Raw genomic sequence first — 16,378 nt, 5'->3', positions numbered from 1 at the left:
ACATGTCAAGTGTGGCGAAGAAAACAGGGGGCACAGGCGCCCGGGAATCGGGCTCAAGCAGCAAGGCAACTGCCGAACGCATACCTGCGGCGCAGCGGCGCGAACTGATCCTGGAAGCTGCCACCGGCGTGTTCGCCGAGCGTGGCTACGCTGGTTCCACCACGGACCAAGTGGCAAAGGCTGCGGGCATCAGCCAGCCGTATGTCGTGCGGATGTTCGGCACCAAGGAGACACTGTTCCTGGAGGCCTTGGATCGCGCCCAAGGCAAGCTGCTGCGCGCGTTCCGCGACGTCATCGCAGCGTACGACGCCGGAGAACTCGCCGGAGAATTGCGGCACCTCGATCCTGCCGCCGGGAGCGGCCGCCCGGAACAGCTCAAGCAGCTCATGGCCATCGCCTACGCCGACCTGATCGAGGATCGCGGCATTCTCATGATGCTGATGCAGGCCTTCGTCGCCGGCCATGAACCCGCCATCGGGGCACGCGCCAGGGAAGGATTCCTGGATATTTACCGCCTGGTGCGCGACGAAGCCGGCCTGTCCCCCGAAACCTCCCGCGACTTCCTTGCGCAGGGCATGCTCATGAACACCCTGATCGGCATCCGCCTGCCGGAAGTCTACGAGCAGGACGAGACTGCCGAGGAGTTGCTTGAGTGCACCCTTCGGTCCAAGCTGCCCATGGTGCTCAAGGCAAGCAAGGCCCAGCGCCGCGCGGGTTAGTAGCTAGCCGGACTCTCTAGCCAGCCACGCCGTACAGACGGTCTCCGGCGTCGCCCAGGCCCGGAACGATGTAGGCCTTTTCGTTGAGCCTCTCGTCGATCGACGCGAGGACGATCTTGACGTTGGCTTCGGAAAGCTCTTCTTCCAACTTGGCCAGGCCCTCGGGGGCCGCGAGCAGGCAGATGCACGTGACGTCCGAAGCGCCGCGCTTGAAGAGGAACTTGATGGCTTCGCGCAGGGTGCCGCCGGTGGCGAGCATGGGGTCCAGCACGAAGATCTGGCGTCCGGTGAGGTCTTCGGGGAGGCGCTCGGCGTAGGTGATGATGTCGAGGGTCTCTTCGTCGCGGGCCATGCCCAGGAAACCGACTTCAGCGGTGGGTACCAGCTTGGTCATGCCCTCGAGCATGCCAAGGCCTGCGCGCAGGATGGGGACCACCAGCGGCGTCGGCTTCGTGAAGGCGGTGCCGATCGCCTTGGTGACAGGGGTTTCGATCTCTACCGCTTCAGTCCTGACTTCGCGGGTGGCCTCGTAGGCCAGCAAAGTGACAAGTTCTTCGGTGAGTTGCCGGAAGACCGGTGAAGGAGTGTTCTTATCCCGCAGAACGGTGAGCTTGTGAGCGACCAGCGGGTGGTCCACGACGAGTGTGCGCATGACTCCAAAACTATCATTGAGGCATGAGCACCAACGAGCCTTATCACGCAGAGCACGCGGCCTGGATGGGTCTGGCCCTGGACGAGGCCCGGCGGGCGCTGGATACGGAGGATGTGCCGATCGGCGCCGTCGTCCTGGGGCCCGACGGCGGCGTGCTGGGTGCCGGGCGGAACGAACGGGAAGCGCACGGCGACCCAACGGCGCACGCCGAGATCGTTGCCATCCGCGAGGCGGCCGCGGCCCTGCAACGCCACGCCCTTGAGCTCGGAGAAGGCGGAGACGGCTGGCGCCTCGAGGACTGCACCCTTGTGGTGACGCTGGAGCCGTGCGCGATGTGCGCCGGAGCCATTGTGCTGGCCCGGATTCCGCGGGTGGTCTTCGGCGCCTGGGATGAGAAGGCCGGGGCTGCCGGATCGGTGTTCGACATCCTGAGGGAACGCCGGCTCAACCACTGGGTGGAGGTGTACGCAGGCGTGCGCGAAGAGGAATGCTCGGCTCTGTTGCGCGATTTCTTCGCGGCCCACCGGAAATAGCAGCTGCCTCCGGATCGCCCTTGAAATTGTGAGGTGTTGGACGTCAGATGGTCTCATGCAGCACAGCTGAGGAGGACCTCATGACCGTCTCGTTCAACCACGCCATCGTCTACGCAACGGACAAACGCCGTTCCGCGGAGTTCCTCGCCAAGGTGTTTGGGCTTCCGAAGCCGCAAGCCATGTGGTCCTTCATGACCGTGGCCTTTGACCATGGAGTGGCCCTCGATTTCGCCACGGCGGACCGGCCCATCTCTCCCCAGCACTATGCCTTCCTGGTCAGCGAGGACGACTTCGACGGGATCTTCGCCCGGATCCAGGCCGAGGGCATCCCCTACTGGGCCGATCCTGCACGCTCACGCCCCCAGCAGATCAACCACAACGACGGCGGACGCGGCGTCTACTTCGCCGATCCGGACGGTCATTTCCTCGAGGCGATCACGAGGCCGTATGGATCGGGTGCCGCATGAGTTCCCCGGTGCGCGTCACGGCCATGGTGACCGGCCGCGTCCAGGGCGTGGGTTTCCGGTACTCCACAATGCACCAAGCCCGGCTATTGGGATTGACCGGGGAAGCTGCCAACCAGTTGGACGGCTCGGTGCAAGTGATCGCAGAGGGAGACCGCGAAGCCGTCGACTCCTTGCTGGAATGGCTGCAGTCCCGGGACGCCCCCGGCCGCGTAAAACACGTGGATGCCACCTTCACGCAAGCCACCGGCGAGTTCTCCGGATTCTGGGTGGACTGAAGCACTCCAACCTGAGACCAGCGTTCGCTTTATGAATTGGCACTGTCCAGGGCGTCGATGCGTTTTTGCCGCGATGCCGGCGAGTCCAGGCTGAACGAGCGGAAGTCCCCGAGGTCTTCGCGGATCCAGCTCTCCACCTCATTGATCCGCTGGGTGACGGCCGCAGTGGGCTTGTCGAACGTCCATGCTGCGATCCGTTCCTTGCCCGGATCGTATTGCCACAGCCCGATGATCCGTCCCCGGTCCAGGATCGGGTGGTCGGACAGGTCCGCCTGCAGCGCGAGCGTGGTGTCCAGGATCTTCCGGCCCCGATCTCCTTCGGCCAGCATGTCCGCCGAATTCCTGCGCAGCAGTACCAAAGAATCCGTCCCGGCCAGAAGCTGGATCTGTTCCTCCTGCGGCGCCGTGAACGCGGAAAGGTGCTCGACGTCGTCGGGCAGCATCCAGAGCGGCTCGCCTGCCGCCGTCGTCACTTCGACGGCGCCGACGGCGGCCAGCGCCGCCTTGCTCTGCGCGACGGTGAAGCCCGTAAGCCATTGGCTCTGCTTGAACGTCGCTCCGCCAGTCCAGCGCAGGTACCGTTCGATCAAAAGCGCCCGGGCGGCGTCGTCGTCGAGGCCACTGGGCGGCAGCACCCACGACGTGTAGGCGTAGCGCTGCTGGTCGAGGCGGCCGTTGACGGGGACGCGACGGATGCGGCCATCGGCTTGGAGGAGCCCCAGCGCCGTGGGCAGGGTGGTTGACGCACCTTTCTTCTTGCCTTCTTCGCCGAGGCTGCGGACGGATTCGCCGAGCTCGTCCCTGAGCTGCTTGGGATCCATGGGGTCGCTGGATTCCAGGAGGGTGTGGAGTACTTGCTCTTCGAGGAGGGTGATCTCACCGCGTTCGACGCCGAGGCGGGCCAGGACCTTGAACGGCGCCACCGCGGCGTCCCGGCCGACTTGGAGGCCCCACGCGAAGTCGTTCCGGCCCAGGACGTAGGTGCAACCGCGGGCCGTGGGGAGCTCGTGGATCCTCAACTCGGCGACGTCGCGATCGACCTGTTCGCGCCGGATCCCCGCCCGGGCGAAGAGCGTCAGGTAGGGGTTGGCACCGCCCACCGAGCGGGCCCAGCCGGCGCGATCCAGGACTTCCTCGGACGTCTTGCCGGAGAGGGAACCGTCCAGGCCCTGTCTGTGCCACGCCCAGGCGCGGAGGAGTTCCGGGGTGAGCGTTTGGGTGGAAAGCACGGCGGACGTCATGGCCCCATTCTGCACCGTTTATCCGCCATCCGGGGCGGTCCCGCGCGAGCTACCACTCGAAATCCAGCGAGAAGCCTGCCCAGGCGTCGGGATGTTCCCGGAGGAGGACGTCGACGCCGGCGAGCGCACCGCCGTCGTCGCTCTCGCGGACTTTCGCTGCAACCGCCTCAGCGATGAAGCGGGCCAGCACTTCCGTCGTCGTGAGCTGTCCGGCGAAGTCCGGGTGTTCGTCGAGGTTCTTGTAGTTGAGGCCGGCCAGCACCTCGTCCACGATGGTTCCAGCGGCGCCGATGTCCAGGACGATCGCGTCGTCGTTCAGTTTGGCCCGACGGAATGTCACCTCGGCCACGAAAGTGGCTCCGTGGAGTCCTTGGGCCGGGCCGAACGATTCCCGCGGAAGGCTGTGGGCGATCATGAAGTGCCGGCGGACGGTGAGGCTGAACATCGTTATGCCTCGTTTCCTTCCCGCTGCGGGGTCCCGGGGTAGTTGATGACTCGGCAAAGATCGTCCAGTTCGCCGTTTTCCAGGCCATTGAAGACCTCCGGCAGTTCCTCGAATTGCGACTCCCCCGTGAGGAACGCGTCGAAAATGGGGTCCCGCAGCAGAGAGACCGCCAGTTCCAGCCGCTCTCTTGAGGTACGGCTATGCCGGCGCGAACGTGCCACCACTCCCACCTGGCTGGCTCGGATGGTGAGGCGCCGGGCGTGGAAGTCCTCCCCCAGCGGCAAGGAGACCTTCCGGTCCCCGTACCAGGACATCTCAATGATCTCGCCCTCGTCCCCGGCTAATTGCAGGCTACGGGCCAGTCCTTCATCCGTGGCCGAGCAGTGGAACACGATGTCGCAATCCTGATGCGCGTCGTCCGGGAGCACGAACTCCACGCCCAGGGATTCCACGAACCCGCGCTTCGCCGGGTCCGTCTCCACCAGTTGCAAGCGCTCCAGCGGGAAACCGCGGAGGAGCGCCGCGGTCATGCCGCCCACCAGTCCGGCGCCGACGACGGCGATCCTGTCACCCAGGCGGGGCCCCGCCTCCCAAAGGGCGTTGAGGGCGATTTCGGCGATGCCAGTGAGCACGGCGCGGCGTTCCGGCACGCCGTCGGGGATTCGCGTGAGTGAGCTGAGGGGCACGACGTAGCGGTCTTGGTGCGGGTGCAGGCAGAAGACATTCCGGCCGATCCAGTCCTCGGGGCCTTGTTCAACTATTCCGACCGATAGATAACCGAACTTGACCGGCGCGGGAAAGTCCCCGGTTTGATGGGGGGCCCGCATCGCTTTAGCGGTTCGTGTGGGCACGTGCGCTTCATGGACCACGAGTTCTGTGCCCCTGCTGATTCCCGAGTACAAAGCACGGACCACCGCCTCGCCCTGCGCTGGCACCGGAAGGTCCTCGCTCCGGAGCTCGCCTTGGCACGGGCCGACCGTCCAGTAGGCCAGGGCCGTTTGGGGGTGCGTGTTCTGGGTGTCCGTGTTCTGCGGTGCGTTTCGTGGAAGAGTCATCGTGCTTGCGAATCTAGTCCTGCGGCTGCGATTACGAAAGGGAAGGCTACTTACTAAGTGGGCGCCGCCCGGCCGTTTTGGGGAACGGGCCTCCACTCCGGTACCCTATTTCAGTTGGTGACGTGTCCGAGCGGCCGAAGGTGCAACACTCGAAATGTTGTTTGGTGTAAAAGCCAACGTGGGTTCAAATCCCACCGTCACCGCCAACTGAAAGGCCCCTGGTTCCCTTTGTTTACAAGGGAGCGGGGGCCTTTTGCTTTGACGGAATCAGGGTTTTGGGCACATTTTGGGCACATTTGCCTGAGACACTGCATGGTCCAGGGCGTCCGAAACGCTGTCCAAGTCCCCGTCAAACAGGTCCGCATAGATGTCCAGGGTCATGGCCGCCGAGCTGTGACCAAGCATTCTTTGCACCGCTTTGACGTTCGCGCCGGCTGATACAGCAAAGCTCGCGGCTGAATGCCGGAGGTCGTGAGGCGTGATTCGAGGCACCCCTGCTCTCTTCACGGCCCCTGCGAACCAGCTCATGTTGTCATCGTGCACGCGTGCGAGGCGGAGGTGATGGCCATTCTCGCCGGGAAACACGAGATCATTTCTGTCCTTGTTCTCACACTGCTGCGCCAGGGGCTCAGCGAGGAATCGCGGGAACGGCACGGTTCGTTTCTTGTGGTTCTTTGGCGTACCTACTTCGATCACCGAACCGACCTGAACCGCGTTTTCTTCAATCACGAATCGCCGCCGCAACATGTCCAGATGCTTGACTCGCAGTCCGGTCGCCTCTCCCCACCGCAACCCGCAGTAGGCAAGCACGAGAACCAGTGTCGGATATTTACTGGCTGCGGCGAGTGCATGCACTTGCTCGTGACTCAGGTAGACGTGCGGCTTCTTGATCTTGCGCGGCAAGGTTACGCCCCGTGCTGGATTACTCAATGTTCGACGGTCGCTCACGGCGTCATCCAGGATGGCCGCCAAGACTCCGTAAGCGCGGATTACAAGCGTTGCCCCCTTCGGTTTCCGGGGCGGGACAGCGCTCTGATCCCCCTTCGTCATACTTGAGACCCATTGCTGCACATCTGTCTTTCGGATATCTGAGACTGCCGTACCGCCCCACACCGGCAGGACATGATTACGCCAAGCCGACTCCACGGGGCGCAATGAAGATGGCTTCAAATGGGTCTGACGTGACAACCACGCTTCCCCAAGCGGACCGATTAGGGCCTTTGCGGCTGCCGCATCTATGAACTCCCCGCGGGCCTTGGATACCTCAACGCTGGCGAGGAAAAGCTCAGCATCTCTCTTTGTCCTGAATCCACGTTTCTTGGTCTGTACCCGGTCAGGTTTCCGATAGCGAACCTGATACCGGCGGCCAGCCTGTGTCTCATAGGGTTCAATCGTTGCCATCGCCGGATTGTTCTTTCGCTGCGTTCTGATCAACCAGAGTCTTGATAATCGCGCTGAGCTCGTCCACTCGTAAATTGAGGTCTTCGAATGTCACGGGATCAATTTTCGTATTCCCTGCCGGGATGAAGTCGGGGCGCAGCCCCCGTACGTAGTCGTCACTGCCCACGTCGCCGTCGATCGGTGTTACGCCATCCGCCCATTCCCAAACCCGCACTAGGTCAGCCGGTACAGCTCCGGTGACGGCCACCGGCTCGTCGAGCGACTTGGGAAACAACAGTGCATTTGGGTTCACGCCCAGGACTACCGCCAGGGCCACGAGATCATCAACATCAACCCGCCTAACGGCGGCCTCGATCTTCTGTATTCCGCTCGCGGAAATTTCGTGCCCGACGCTCCTAAGCCTTTGCTGAAGCTCCCGCAGGGTGACATTCCCCCGCAAACGCTTCAGGTTCCGAGCGACAGTCTTGCCGGTTGGGCCAATGTCATGTCCTCGCAGCCGTTCTCCGCTATGTACCATATAAGAAACGATACACGCTATACAAGAATCAATGTATCTAATATGACGAGGCGTTCATGGAAGGGAATGAGGCTTCATGGAATCGGAACTGCTGACCCCGGCAGAGCTGGCAGCCAAGCTTCACAAGACGGCGCCCGCATTGGCGCAATGGCGCTATAGAGGGATGGGCCCTAAGTTCGTGAAATTAGGCAGCGGCGTCCGCTATCGCGCCAGCGATGTAGAGGCATGGCTTGACGCACAGACACGCTCTCAGACGGGCCAGGTAATCCCTAGCGTCTAGAAGCCGGGATTCTTGATCAGGTGTTCACGCACGGCGTCACCGCGTACGCACGTCATCGACGTTTAGCTGGATGAACAGGCCTCTGTGGGTCGGCATCGCATCCCGGCCTCCCATGCTCGCCGTCCCCGCCGCTCAGTCAAGGGCGCGTTCGCGTCACTGCGTGATGGGCCTACGGCCCACCCTTGACGGCGCGCCGAGGACGGACATAACCGGCCTCTATCCGGATGCGGGCAAGACTGAAATGGTCTAAAGGGGTGTACGAACTGGATCCAAGCGGAGCGGGAGGACGCGGCAGGTGTCGTGTCCTGCAATCAATGACAGAAGAACGGGAGGCCAGCAGTGGCAGCGCATAGTTTTGAGACGTTGAAGAAGGTCATCGAGGACAATTCCGTGGCTGCGCATTTCCATGACGCCGTGCATGAATGGGCCGTCGTGGCAGTTGAGGAACACCCGGACAGCGAAGGTCAATGCGTCTGCGGGCAACAGAACTTGCTCTACATGTACACGATCCACAACCGTGAGAACCAAGAATCGCTCCGCTATATCGGAAGCCAGTGCGTGCACCACTTCAAGCGTCAGGACCTGGATATGCAGGTCTCAGTGTTCAGCCAGCTTCTGGCCCTCAAGAAGGCCATCGAAGACCGTAAGAGAATCACCCTTACGTCGGACTATTTCTCCAAAGCCCTGCTGGCCTGGCTATCCGATGAAGGGGCGTTCAACAACGAGCGCAACGGCTACAACGGTGAAGGGGACTACGCCTTCTTCCTCAAGATGTTCAACAAGCGCAAGAAAGAAGAAATCACCGACGCGCAGAACAAGAAGATTTGGGCGATGCTGAACTTCCAGGTGAAGCCCTTCATCCAGAACCACCCCGGGCTCGGATAACCGCGCTTGACGGTGTCCCCCCATTTTCACACCTCACGGCTTTCACACCTCACGGCGCGGCAGCGCCCCTAGGCCGCTTGGAAATGGCACGTACCGTCAGCTGCTCAGACAGGATTATTCTTCGACCGCAGACCGACTTTCATTAAGGCGCCAGGGCGCCCTTTCGTCAGACAGGGTGTCGAGGATGAATTCGCACCACAGCTTCGCCGCATTGACCGCCAAGCGTGCATGTCGTGCACCGAGTCCACTCCGCACCACGTCGTGTCCGTGCCCCGTACCGTAGCCGGCATTTCTAAGTTCCGCGACTCCCGTCGCAACTGTGCTCGCGGCTCCAAGGATGCGACGGACTGATGGGGCCCCATCTGGACCCCCAGCCTGTGTCGGATGCACGTTTAGGGCCTCTTGCGCGCGACGGACAAGGTCGGGGACTTCTTCACGCCCAGACACCGTTTCCCCGCGTTCACGTAGGACCAGCTTCGCCGTGCTCTCGATAAGTTCCTTCGCAGAACCGATAGCTTGAGCAGGGTCTCCGTGCCGGACTGCGCGACTTATCCGGTCGAGGTGTTCCAAAATAACTGCCGGTTCCGTGATCCCAGCAAGAAGTGGATCCTCTACAACAGCAACTTGCGGCCCGCCAACGATCTTTCCGCCGTCGGTCCACTCATAGCCGTCACGCGTGAAGAGACGCCTCAGCCGGTCGACGCGCTCTTGCCCTGGGCGGTACTCGTTCGTTTCATCGAACACCCAGGCAAGCGCCGATTCAAACACTTTGAGCGCACGCGCAACTTGCGAAGGATCCGTCCAATCAACCTGATCTAAGTAGCCTTGGAAATGGGTAACTCGCTGACCTCCGACTGGCTCCGGATCTTCGAATACTGGCGCAAAAAGTTCGTCCTGCCAGAGCTCGTCGATCTCCCGCAACGTCGTGCCGCTCATGAAATCCCGAACAGCATCGCGTGCACGTTGACTGACCAGCTCACGCCTAAAATTCGCCATATTCAAGAGAATATGTGCTTCCCGCTCCGCCCAGTCACCGAGCCGCCTTGAGCGTCTCAGTTCCTTGGCACCGGGACACTCTTGGGGAACGCCCACTCACCGTTAACTGTTAACATCGTTTTGGGGCTTTCGGCAGTCAGCTATGGCGCATGGCTGATCCAGGTGTTGCGCTGACCAGTTGCAATCGCCCTGCAATATAGCGTTCTAACCTGACTTAGAGAGCAATGATGCGCTGAAGAACTCCTGATCTGTCTTCGGCTGGGGCCAAACGGATCAGCTCGCGGACGTACTCAGCGGCTACTGCGTGATTCGTTTGCTCCGCCACGTCTGTGTACAACTGGCCAAGTACTTCAGGCACGAGGACAGTCAGATCGGTTTTCTCGGATCCGACCGAACGCAGACCTGCGAGTACATGAGGCAGTGAGCTTGAGTTGATCCAATCTTGTTGTAGAAGGGTTGAAAACCAGAAGCGGACGTTGCCGGCTGCCGTAGCCGCATCCGGCGAGACCGAATCCAACCATGATGCAACAGACGCAACCCAGATCTGCACGGCTTCGGGATCGTCTGCGCAGTGCCGCAATGCCTTGAGAACGAAGCTGATCTGCTGTTCCGGGGACGTCGTGGGTCCCGATTCCGAAATGGCTACTGCTGCCCCCAACGGACTCCATGAGTCCATTTCGGCGGCAAGTTCCATTACGGAGGCATCAAACCGGATGCCCGTGTAATAGTGATGAACAAGAGTCGCTTCGTGTGCCTCGACGATGCCCACGCGTACGAGACCGCTCCTGCGGAATGCTTCCAGTAGCGCCGGAGTTCCGAACGACCGTACCCCAGCAGACTCAGCGACGCTCCGTAGCACCCGGTCGTCACACCAAAAGGGCAGATCGAGCACCTTGGCCAGATCCAGCGACGACATCCACTGAAATTCGTGCGGTGTGGACTTCAACTGGGGAAGTTCTACGATTTCGGGGTGCGGGACGGAGACCAGCTCCCTGCCAATATTCAGCAGGGTGATGGCTCGCTCCAAGCGGGATGCCGCCTCCTTCTCGGAGATCTCATGAATCCTGGGCCCGCCCGAGGCCTTATCTATCCCGATCGTAGCGGTGCTCATGGCGGAAAGACTAAGGACGGCTCTCTGCGCATCGTGGATTGCTTCGGTAGGTATGACCCCCGCCGAAAACAGTCCAAGCCACTCTCTCGCCACGTCTACGCCTAGAAGCGCGAATGTGCTTAGCACGGTCGTGTCAATGACCACCCGCTTGTCCAGACTTTTGATGACAACGTCAACCTCGTGGTCGAGATCAGTCGGGTTACCTGCGAAGACCTTACCAGCACCTCGGACCAGACAAACTTCCGCATAGCTCTTGCCCGACAAGTGCGTTGCCAGCCCTACCGGCAATTCACCCTTAAGTATGGGTTGCAGGGCTTCGTCCCGGTCTGTCGGTTCGGGCAGTATCGCCTTGATAGATTCGATGGGGTTGTCCACGTCCACATTCACGGCCCGGATATGAGAGCTGTCAGGAAAGTCAGCGATGAACTTGGCAATGAGTTCCTGATACTGCCGTACTTGGTCGTCTGTTTTTGGTTTCGCCTCGGAATGCATCATGGAGATGACAATCCCGGCCCGCAACTGCTCGTTCTCCGGCCACCGTTCGGCAAGAAGGACAGCCTGGTCAAGGTACTCCGGGCCAGCAGCGTATCGGGAATGCAACTGCATCCAGATCTTGGCATCGTCAGGTGTCCGTGGGCTGGGTGCTCCGAGTCGCACAAAGCTGTTCCAGGCTCCTTGATAGTCCGAGGTCATGAACTGACAAGTCAGAAACGCCCATTTTGCTGAGTCTTCATCAGGCTCAATTTCAAGGAGCCGCGTGGCATCGACGAGTGCCTTATCCCACTGGCCTTTTGCACTTCGGCTCTCGATGAGAATCATCCGAGCGTTTCTTTCCCGCAACCAGGCCGTTCCCCCCACCCGAATGGCTTGCTCAGCGGCCTCGATTGCACGGTCCCGATCTTCAGCCTTCAAGTAAATCTCCGCAGCCCTCAGCCACGCCTCCGGGTCGTTCCATCTTCCCCCACCGGTCTCAGCCACTTCGGCGGCCGCGGAGTAGTCCTCGCGGGAAACGTGGAAGGACATTAGTCCCTGAAAGACCTGACGCGAGGTGGCTGCCCTTGCCCGCGCCTTGGGCAGGGCACCAGGAACCTCACGGAAGAGCGCGGAAATAAGATCAATGTCCGCGGCGTCGGAAGCATAGTGATTCGTGATCCACACCGGCCAATCGACGGCTTGCCCGTGATGCGCAAGGCGTAATCCGATGTTAAGGGCGTCCACGGGATCCGAAATCGAAGTCAGAACTTTGGTCCACCGGGAGATAGCCGATTCAAAACCGGACTCAGCCTCAGCCAGAAGCGCTTCCACTTGGTCCTTGCCGGATCCTGCCGGGATGCGCGGAATCAGTTCGCGGGCCCGCTGAGTCATTCCCAGCTCCGCTGCCGTCCGTGCCGTCTCCGTCAGCACACGGACGTCGGTCGATTCGCTCGTTGTTGCGGTGCCTTCGGGCGCTGCCGTTCCGGTTCGCCAGGCCTGCTCTGGAGACCCCAGGAGCCTGTAGACGCTGATCATCGTCAGAACGGCTTCGGAGCTGTCGCCTCCCCAGGCGCGCCGGGACGTCCGGACGGCGTCTGCAAGTTCGAGACCTTTGGCAAGATCCGCCATGAAGTTCGGATGCTGTCGCAGAGACCCTCTTCCGACAAGCAACTTTGCAGCGTAGAGAGCGCAGCCCGGACTACCATATTCGTCGTATCCTTCAACGGCCGCATCGATGGCGCGGTCCACCTCGTTGCTTCCAGTGAGTAGTTGCGCGAGGATCAGTTTCTTCGTCGCCTGGTCTTCTCGCGATGTCGGTTCCCACGTTCGGATTTGTTCCACGGCTGCGCCGTGGTCTCCGTGAAGGTCAGCCCATAGGGCAGCCCCGAGAGGATGATCCCGAGCCTGCCCCAGATGCTCCTCGGCCTCTTCTTGGGAAAGAGGTGATGCGAGGGCACTCTTGGCCTTCCAGTACGAACGGGGTGAGGCACCAGCGGCGATTGCTTCGCCGAGAAGCTCCTTCGCAGCGTGCGATGCGCCATAGTCCTGGGCGGCGGAGGATAGCCAGCACAGGGCGGAGGCCGGGGCGTCGACCAGCCAGCCCGGCCTGTTGGCCAGCCAGTCCTCAAAGAGTTGCGTGCGGTCGTCAGCGGTGACGATCGCCGCGACCGCTCGCGGAAGTGTGGACCATTGTGGAAGGATCCGCCGCGCCTCTTCTGCGCGAAACGGATTCAGCAGGTCACAGTTGGCTTCGAAGTTCTGAGTCTCGGCGTTGCGCTCGTGGAGCTTCGACATCTCGCCTGTGACATGCTTCCGTGTGGAGTCACCCTCAAAGCGTGACGCTTGTGACGGAGGCAGGCTGTGCACGTAGGCAGTCGCGATGATGGCGAGCAATGTGGCCACAGTTTCCGAATCATCTTGGCCGTCCTGTCCGATGCAGTTTCGAAGCGCCGGGGCCAAGGCATCCATGCCCCCTGACGACGGTTTGTGGAAGAGCTCGAAAACCTGCTGATCATCAATAAGACGGCGAAGGGCGAAATACCTGACCCGGATTCCATCCTTTTTCGCTCTTCTTTTCGTTTCGAAGGCGACCCGCCAAGTCCTGAAAAGACTTGGCGCGGCAGCAACTGCAGCACGACTGGCAAGCGGTCCAAGTGCCTTGAATACGATGACCCACTCCATGGCACGCCCTCCAGAATCTCGCAAACAGGACGAGGTCGGTTTGCTTTAGCCAAATCATGCCTACCGACAAGGCTATCGTCCGCACCTCGCGCTGTGGGTCTCCACGCAGTATGGCCACACAGCTTCCGGCAGGACTAAAGATACCGACCTCTGGATGGTCCCGGGCGGCCTCTGCATTTCCAGGAGGAAATCGACGTCTTCTCGGTCCTCATTGCCGTTCCACTTCCTTGAAGCCGGCCCGCTCAGGCTGGGACACATTCCCGTTTCGTCGAATCCGCTGGATGCCACGTAACTTGGCCGTCCCGGATGTCACCCCAAATGTTCTGCCGTGGGCGACCGTCACAGGGCCTAGTTTCGGTATGGGGCTCGAGTGCAGGTTGGCCGGGGTGCCAACCTCGAAGCAGGCCCTCGAGCGATGTCGAGTTTGTCCCCGGCCGTGGTGGATTGGTTGTCCACGGAGATCCTTGATTTTTCATTGCTCCCGGGAGCATCGTTATGGCACTTCACTCCACCGGGTGGATCGGCTCGGTCTAGTCAGACGTGAGCGCCTACGAGGAGGATTTGGCCATGAATGAACCCCAGGACAATCCAAGCGTCGCGGTTGCTTCCGAAAGTCCCAAAACGAGAGTGGACGTCTCAAGAGGCGACGGGGAAACATCGCCGTCCAGAGCCGCTTTAGTCACGTCGAACAGCCCGTCAGTGGCAACGGTCACTAGGGATCACGGCCGCATGGCAATGCCCATGCCCGCAACGTTCGCAGAGCTCCTTTCCGCCCGCACCGGAATCAGGGTGACCGGTGCCGCCTCCGCAAAGCCGCGACAGCGGGTCGACCAGGCGTCGATCAGCAGCGCAGACCAGCAACGTTTCATCGATGCCCTTAATACACTTAACGTCCCGGATCAGACGGGAATCAGGGCATTAGGCCGGCTCTTGAGTGTTGGGGCACCACGCCCGGTGCTTCGCCCATTGCCTGAGCCAACTAGGTCCCGGTTTATGGTTATGGCCTTCGGGATGGAAAGGTTGGGTGGTGACTGATCTAAAGTTGTTCCGCATTCATGATGGACGAGCTTCAGAGTTGCCCTCGCGAAGCTTCGCCCTTGAAAGGAACCTCCAGACCCTCATCGAGGAAAACATGGAGGCCACCTTCGGGGTCAGGTACCTCGCCACCGAGTACAGCACGGGGAAAGTTCACCGTGGGCGGATCGACTCCCTGGGCCTGGATGAGAACGGCTCCCCCGTCATCTTCGAATACAAGAGAACGTCCAATGAGAACGTCATCAACCAAGGGCTTTTCTATCTGGATTGGCTCATGGACCACAAAGGAGAATTCCAGATCCTGGTGGCGGCCAAATTGGGTGCAGACAACGCGCAGAGCATCGACTGGTCTGCCCCGCGGTTGATCTGCGTCGCGAACGACTTCACCCGATATGACGAACATGCAGTCAGACAGATCGACCGAAACGTTGAACTCGTCCGTTACCGGGACTTCGGGCCCGATCTTCTGGCCATTGAACTGGTGACTTCCGTTTCGACGGAGACAACGGCAACCAGGCGAAAACCCTCACCCGCGGGAATGGTCGCTCCCCCGGTCGTCCCGGAGAAGAAATCGTCCAGGTCAAAGACGGTCACAGAACTGCTCGGCCAGGCAGACCAGGAGCTAACTGACCTGTACGAGAAGTTTGAGACGTTCGCGCTGTCCCTGGGTGATGACGTCGTGAAGAACGAACGCGCTCTTTACTTCGCCTTCCGTCGACTGAAGAACTTCGCCTGTGTGGAGGTGCACCCGACCTCAAGGAACTTGCTCGTGTATTTGAAACTCTCCCCCGACTCCGTTGAGCTGACCGAGGGTTTCAGCCGGGACGTTAGCAACATCGGACACTTCGGCACAGGCGATCTAGAGCTAAGGATCAACTCCACCGCTCACTGGGCACTTGTCGAGGACTTGACACGGCAGGCATACGCGGCGAATTGATCGCACGCACGGGTCCCTCGTTAGACGGCGCGGAACGTTTCTCAGATCCGGGCCGCTCCATGCGGACCATCGATGCCTAATTGCACGCGCCCTGGGAATGCCGTGGCCTACCCCCCCACACCATCATGAACTACAACTACGACTACTGAAACGACACCTAGCCCGCAGCATGACGCTCGGCGCCGTCAAATAGGCCGATGATGGTCTTAGACGGACCGGACCCTCAGCCGCGGCCGCGACGGGCAAGCGCGCGCCAGAACTTCACCTGAAGGTTCGTCCACCCATCCAGGACGCGCTTGGTCACTCCAGGCCACAGATAATCGGCGACCTTCAACGGCAACGGCCCGGGCTTCGCCCGCAACGTCCGCCAAACCTCACCCGTCAACTTCTTCGGCGCACCGCCTCCCCTCACGAGAACGAACTTTCCTCCCGGGAGCCTACAGGGCCCGTACGACACGCAGGCCGGAGAGTGTCCTTGGAGCCGCGGAAGTGCTCGGCTACCCGGTTCGATATGACGACCAGATCCGCAGACAGCGCACTTCCACCTGTCAGGGGTTCCGCGATGACGACCTCATGCAGGTCATAACCGTTCTGATGGTCGCAGTCGCGTGGGTCTTGCCGTCACCTAGACGGTCGACGGTAACCACACCTAATCCTGGGCCGGCAGAATCCACTCATAATCCAGTGGCCACAGCGTCCCCTGATCAGGATCAAAGGGGAAGCTGCGGAATGTCCCGGCGGCAGGATCGACGACGCCGTCGATGAGCCGCATTCCAGACCAGACACCCATGATGCAGGAGCCGGGATGTGAGCGGGCATGGTCCACCTCATTTCGGGTCACGATCACGGACTGGCCTCTGCTCTGAGTCCCTTTCGCCTCGAGATACAGCGACTCGGTACCTCGGACTGCAACCGCATCATAGGGGCGATTCTGCCGGGTATCGGTGACCGTCCAGCCGTCGGTTCGGTACAAATCCATCAACCGCTCCTGTGCTGCGTCCTCGATGGCCTTACGGACCACAGAGTCCATCTGCCTGTGTCAACGGCAACTTAGAAATGACCGGGCGCGGCATGTTGAGTTGCCCGTTGGCGGCAAGCGATTGACCGGGCGCGGCAAGTATTTTTGGACAGGGTCAGGCGCCCCGGGCGTGCCGGGTTGGCGGGGCGCCTGACC

At 61.1% G+C, this 16,378-nt stretch carries 18 protein-coding genes and 1 tRNA gene; 10 read left to right on the top strand and 9 right to left on the bottom strand.

Annotated elements, in window-relative coordinates:
• The first annotated feature begins 11 nt into the window (after positions 1 to 11).
• Positions 12 to 719: a TetR/AcrR family transcriptional regulator gene (locus AC3WJM_RS17745; RefSeq protein WP_492272521.1), complete on the top strand. Its 708-nt coding sequence runs from the start codon at positions 12 to 14 to the stop codon at positions 717 to 719.
• Positions 720 to 735: 16 nt separating this feature from the next.
• Here the strand turns inward: AC3WJM_RS17745 and upp are convergent, their stop codons facing one another.
• Complete coding sequence (gene upp / locus AC3WJM_RS17740; RefSeq protein ID WP_059388604.1) at positions 736 to 1,371, bottom strand: uracil phosphoribosyltransferase; 636 nt, start codon at positions 1,369 to 1,371, stop codon at positions 736 to 738.
• Between the two features lie 23 nt (positions 1,372 to 1,394).
• Between upp and tadA the strand changes: the two genes are divergently transcribed.
• The 3 genes from tadA to AC3WJM_RS17725 all read left to right on the top strand — a co-directional run bounded on the left by tadA (position 1,395) and on the right by AC3WJM_RS17725 (position 2,646).
• Positions 1,395 to 1,904 (top strand): tRNA adenosine(34) deaminase TadA, encoded by a 510-nt coding sequence (gene tadA, locus AC3WJM_RS17735; RefSeq protein ID WP_236815026.1) that lies wholly within the window; start codon positions 1,395 to 1,397, stop codon positions 1,902 to 1,904.
• A gap of 80 nt (positions 1,905 to 1,984) precedes the next feature.
• The gene (locus AC3WJM_RS17730; protein WP_306962597.1) at positions 1,985 to 2,371 is read left to right on the top strand and encodes a VOC family protein; all 387 of its coding nucleotides are present in this window, start codon (positions 1,985 to 1,987) and stop codon (positions 2,369 to 2,371) included.
• Positions 2,368 to 2,646 (top strand): acylphosphatase, encoded by a 279-nt coding sequence (locus AC3WJM_RS17725; protein WP_059388602.1) that lies wholly within the window; start codon positions 2,368 to 2,370, stop codon positions 2,644 to 2,646. The genes AC3WJM_RS17730 and AC3WJM_RS17725 overlap by 4 nt, the downstream gene beginning before the upstream one ends.
• 29 nt (positions 2,647 to 2,675) lie before the next feature.
• Here the strand turns inward: AC3WJM_RS17725 and AC3WJM_RS17720 are convergent, their stop codons facing one another.
• The 3 genes from AC3WJM_RS17720 to AC3WJM_RS17710 are packed head-to-tail and all read right to left on the bottom strand — an operon-like array spanning position 2,676 to position 5,387.
• A complete protein-coding gene (locus AC3WJM_RS17720) occupies positions 2,676 to 3,887 on the bottom strand; it encodes a DNA glycosylase AlkZ-like family protein (RefSeq protein WP_284988731.1) in 1,212 nt (403 codons plus the stop codon).
• 49 nt (positions 3,888 to 3,936) lie between these two features.
• Positions 3,937 to 4,332, bottom strand: a complete 396-nt coding sequence (locus tag AC3WJM_RS17715) for a 6-pyruvoyl trahydropterin synthase family protein (RefSeq protein WP_441437587.1) — start codon at positions 4,330 to 4,332, stop codon at positions 3,937 to 3,939.
• Positions 4,333 to 4,334: 2 nt separating this feature from the next.
• A complete protein-coding gene (locus AC3WJM_RS17710; RefSeq protein ID WP_492272520.1) occupies positions 4,335 to 5,387 on the bottom strand; it encodes a zinc-dependent alcohol dehydrogenase in 1,053 nt (350 codons plus the stop codon).
• Between the two features lie 116 nt (positions 5,388 to 5,503).
• Here AC3WJM_RS17710 and AC3WJM_RS17705 point away from each other — a divergent pair.
• A tRNA-Ser gene (locus AC3WJM_RS17705) sits at positions 5,504 to 5,593 on the top strand.
• A gap of 61 nt (positions 5,594 to 5,654) precedes the next feature.
• Here the strand turns inward: AC3WJM_RS17705 and AC3WJM_RS17700 are convergent.
• Positions 5,655 to 6,788: a site-specific integrase gene (locus AC3WJM_RS17700; RefSeq protein ID WP_492272519.1), complete on the bottom strand. Its 1,134-nt coding sequence runs from the start codon at positions 6,786 to 6,788 to the stop codon at positions 5,655 to 5,657.
• Positions 6,775 to 7,227 carry a helix-turn-helix domain-containing protein gene (locus AC3WJM_RS17695; RefSeq protein WP_492272518.1) on the bottom strand — a complete coding sequence of 151 codons (453 nt, stop codon included), beginning with the start codon at positions 7,225 to 7,227 and terminating at the stop codon, positions 6,775 to 6,777. The genes AC3WJM_RS17700 and AC3WJM_RS17695 overlap by 14 nt, the downstream gene beginning before the upstream one ends.
• A 154-nt stretch (positions 7,228 to 7,381) precedes the next feature.
• Between AC3WJM_RS17695 and AC3WJM_RS17690 the strand changes: the two genes are divergently transcribed.
• Positions 7,382 to 7,585, top strand: coding sequence for a helix-turn-helix transcriptional regulator (locus AC3WJM_RS17690; protein WP_028265857.1), 204 nt, complete (start codon positions 7,382 to 7,384; stop codon positions 7,583 to 7,585).
• A 339-nt stretch (positions 7,586 to 7,924) separates the two neighbouring features.
• Positions 7,925 to 8,470, top strand: a complete 546-nt coding sequence (locus AC3WJM_RS17685) for a hypothetical protein (RefSeq protein ID WP_492272517.1) — start codon at positions 7,925 to 7,927, stop codon at positions 8,468 to 8,470.
• A 114-nt stretch (positions 8,471 to 8,584) separates the two neighbouring features.
• Here the strand turns inward: AC3WJM_RS17685 and AC3WJM_RS17680 are convergent, their stop codons facing one another.
• Positions 8,585 to 9,040: an abortive infection family protein gene (locus AC3WJM_RS17680; RefSeq protein ID WP_492272536.1), complete on the bottom strand. Its 456-nt coding sequence runs from the start codon at positions 9,038 to 9,040 to the stop codon at positions 8,585 to 8,587.
• Between AC3WJM_RS17680 and AC3WJM_RS17675 the strand changes: the two genes are divergently transcribed.
• Both AC3WJM_RS17675 and AC3WJM_RS17670 read left to right on the top strand, forming a co-directional pair.
• On the top strand, positions 8,987 to 9,289 hold the full coding sequence (locus tag AC3WJM_RS17675) for a hypothetical protein (protein WP_492272538.1): 303 nt from the start codon (positions 8,987 to 8,989) through the stop codon (positions 9,287 to 9,289). The genes AC3WJM_RS17680 and AC3WJM_RS17675 overlap by 54 nt on opposite strands.
• Positions 9,290 to 9,301: 12 nt before the next feature.
• Positions 9,302 to 9,517: a hypothetical protein gene (locus AC3WJM_RS17670; RefSeq protein ID WP_492272537.1), complete on the top strand. Its 216-nt coding sequence runs from the start codon at positions 9,302 to 9,304 to the stop codon at positions 9,515 to 9,517.
• A 163-nt stretch (positions 9,518 to 9,680) separates the two neighbouring features.
• Here the strand turns inward: AC3WJM_RS17670 and AC3WJM_RS17665 are convergent, their stop codons facing one another.
• Complete coding sequence (locus tag AC3WJM_RS17665) at positions 9,681 to 13,232, bottom strand: tetratricopeptide repeat protein (protein WP_492272516.1); 3,552 nt, start codon at positions 13,230 to 13,232, stop codon at positions 9,681 to 9,683.
• Between the two features lie 1,027 nt (positions 13,233 to 14,259).
• Here AC3WJM_RS17665 and AC3WJM_RS17660 point away from each other — a divergent pair.
• A complete protein-coding gene (locus tag AC3WJM_RS17660; protein WP_492272515.1) occupies positions 14,260 to 15,204 on the top strand; it encodes a DUF5655 domain-containing protein in 945 nt (314 codons plus the stop codon).
• 649 nt (positions 15,205 to 15,853) lie between these two features.
• Here the strand turns inward: AC3WJM_RS17660 and AC3WJM_RS17655 are convergent.
• On the bottom strand, positions 15,854 to 16,234 hold the full coding sequence (locus tag AC3WJM_RS17655) for a protein NO VEIN domain-containing protein (protein ID WP_492272514.1): 381 nt from the start codon (positions 16,232 to 16,234) through the stop codon (positions 15,854 to 15,856).
• Between the last annotated feature and the right edge of the window lie 144 nt (positions 16,235 to 16,378).

Source organism: Arthrobacter sp. FW306-1B-G06A, from assembly GCF_058781765.1.
The sequence above is the reverse complement of the archived record's forward strand: the minus strand, read 5'-3'. Positions and strand labels throughout refer to the sequence as shown.

Coding starts and splice junctions, on each gene's coding strand:
- upp (WP_059388604.1), bottom strand. CDS start 1,371: ATGCGCACACTCGTCGTGGACCACCCGCTGGTCGCTCACAAGCTCACC.
- tadA (WP_236815026.1), top strand. CDS start 1,395: ATGAGCACCAACGAGCCTTATCACGCAGAGCACGCGGCCTGGATGGGT.
- AC3WJM_RS17730 (WP_306962597.1), top strand. CDS start 1,985: ATGACCGTCTCGTTCAACCACGCCATCGTCTACGCAACGGACAAACGC.
- AC3WJM_RS17725 (WP_059388602.1), top strand. CDS start 2,368: ATGAGTTCCCCGGTGCGCGTCACGGCCATGGTGACCGGCCGCGTCCAG.
- AC3WJM_RS17720 (WP_284988731.1), bottom strand. CDS start 3,887: ATGACGTCCGCCGTGCTTTCCACCCAAACGCTCACCCCGGAACTCCTC.
- AC3WJM_RS17715 (WP_441437587.1), bottom strand. CDS start 4,332: ATGTTCAGCCTCACCGTCCGCCGGCACTTCATGATCGCCCACAGCCTT.
- AC3WJM_RS17710 (WP_492272520.1), bottom strand. CDS start 5,387: ATGACTCTTCCACGAAACGCACCGCAGAACACGGACACCCAGAACACG.
- AC3WJM_RS17700 (WP_492272519.1), bottom strand. CDS start 6,788: ATGGCAACGATTGAACCCTATGAGACACAGGCTGGCCGCCGGTATCAG.
- AC3WJM_RS17690 (WP_028265857.1), top strand. CDS start 7,382: ATGGAATCGGAACTGCTGACCCCGGCAGAGCTGGCAGCCAAGCTTCAC.
- AC3WJM_RS17670 (WP_492272537.1), top strand. CDS start 9,302: ATGGGTAACTCGCTGACCTCCGACTGGCTCCGGATCTTCGAATACTGG.
- AC3WJM_RS17665 (WP_492272516.1), bottom strand. CDS start 13,232: ATGGAGTGGGTCATCGTATTCAAGGCACTTGGACCGCTTGCCAGTCGT.
- AC3WJM_RS17655 (WP_492272514.1), bottom strand. CDS start 16,234: ATGGACTCTGTGGTCCGTAAGGCCATCGAGGACGCAGCACAGGAGCGG.